The organism is Agrococcus citreus, assembly GCF_039527715.1.
In the GTDB taxonomy this organism is placed as follows: domain Bacteria; phylum Actinomycetota; class Actinomycetes; order Actinomycetales; family Microbacteriaceae; genus Agrococcus; species Agrococcus citreus.
Genome location: NZ_BAAAKK010000010.1, coordinates 1 through 1,214, shown reverse-complemented (window position 1 = coordinate 1,214; position 1,214 = coordinate 1). Strand labels below are relative to the sequence as shown.

Here is a 1,214-nt window from a genome sequence, read left to right as displayed (position 1 = left end):
CATCTGGAGCCGATGAAGGACGTAGTAATCTGCGATAAGCCTCGGGGAGCTGATAAACGAGCTTCGATCCGAGGATCTCCGAATGGGGAAACCCCGCTGGGCGGCGTGCCGACCCAGTGACTCCCGCCTGAATATATAGGGCGGGTAGAGGGAACGTGGGGAAGTGAAACATCTCAGTACCCACAGGAAGAGAAAACAACAGTGATTCCGTAAGTAGTGGCGAGCGAACGCGGAAGAGGCTAAACCGATCGTGTGTGATATCCGGCAGGAGTTGCACGATCGGGGTTGTGGGACATTTCAGCTGCTCTGCCGAGCAGCAAGCATTACAGACCGTGGTAGGCGAAGGACTTGGAAAGGTCCATCGAAGAGGGTGACAATCCCGTAGCCGAAACCATGCGATGGTGCGAAGTTCATCCCAAGTAGCACGGGGCCCGAGAAATCCCGTGTGAATCTGCCAGGACCACCTGGTAAGCCTAAATACTCCCAGATGACCGATAGCGGACAAGTACCGTGAGGGAAAGGTGAAAAGTACCCCGGGAGGGGAGTGAAATAGTACCTGAAACCGTTTGCTTACAAACCGTTGGAGCAGCCTTAGTAGCTGTGACAGCGTGCCTTTTGAAGAATGAGCCTGCGAGTTAGCGATATGTGGCGAGGTTAACCCGTGAGGGGTAGCCGTAGCGAAAGCGAGTCTGAATAGGGCGATTCAGTCGCATGTCCTAGACCCGAAGCGAAGTGATCTATCCATGGCCAGGTTGAAGCGAGGGTAAGACCTCGTGGAGGACCGAACCCACTTAGGTTGAAAACTGAGGGGATGAGCTGTGGATAGGGGTGAAAGGCCAATCAAACTTCGTGATAGCTGGTTCTCTCCGAAATGCATTTAGGTGCAGCGTTGCGTGTTTCTTGCCGGAGGTAGAGCTACTGGATGGCCGATGGGCCCCAAAAGGTTACTGACGTCAGCCAAACTCCGAATGCCGGTAAGTGAGAGCGCAGCAGTGAGACGGTGGGGGATAAGCTTCATCGTCGAGAGGGAAACAACCCAGACCACCGACTAAGGTCCCTAAGCATGTGCTAAGTGGAAAAGGATGTGGAGTTGCTTAGACAACCAGGAGGTTGGCTTAGAAGCAGCCACCCTTGAAAGAGTGCGTAATAGCTCACTGGTCAAGTGATTCTGCGCCGACAATTTAGCGGGGCTCAAGCACATCACCGAAGTCGTG

Annotated in this window: 1 rRNA gene; it reads left to right on the top strand. The window is 54.0% G+C overall.

The window, feature by feature from the left end:
• A 23S ribosomal RNA gene (locus tag ABD106_RS14510) occupies positions 1 to 1,214 on the top strand; the annotation flags it as partial.